The organism is Burkholderia sp. SR8 (assembly GCF_052851275.1).
In genome coordinates this window covers 1-400 of the sequence record NZ_JAULUC010000095.1, presented here as the reverse complement: position 1 = coordinate 400, position 400 = coordinate 1, and the positions used below count along the sequence as shown (strand labels likewise).

Below are 400 nucleotides of genomic sequence, written 5' to 3'. Positions count from 1 at the left end.
GCGACGGCCTTTTCACGCTCGGGCGTGTCGTTCAGCGCGAGCGACAGGTCCCACTTGTCCGATTGCAGGCCGGCCACGATGTTGTCCCAGCTCGTGTCCACGAATTCCACTTTCACCTTCAGCACGTTCTGCCCGAAATCGCGGCACAGATCCGAGAAGAAGCCGCTGTAGGCGCCCGTTTTCGGGTCGCGCATCACGTACGGCGGTGCGACCGCGGCGCCGCAGCGCAGGACGCCGGCCTTCTTCACGGCGGCCCATGCATCGGGCCCTGCGGCGTACGACGGCGCGGTCGCGACGAGCGCGGCCGCCGCGACGGTGCATGCGGCGATTTGACGGGTGAAACGAGACAGTCGATTCATGGTGACCTCACTTTGAGATGGGTAAACCCGTATGCCTGCTG

1 protein-coding gene is annotated in these 400 nt (G+C 65.2%); it reads right to left on the bottom strand.

Annotated features, from left to right (window positions below; translation table 11 throughout):
* Positions 1–359: transporter substrate-binding domain-containing protein (locus Q3A80_RS31975; RefSeq protein ID WP_446332763.1), on the bottom strand; the 359-nt coding region annotated here is incomplete at its 3' end.
* Between the last annotated feature and the right edge of the window lie 41 nt (positions 360–400).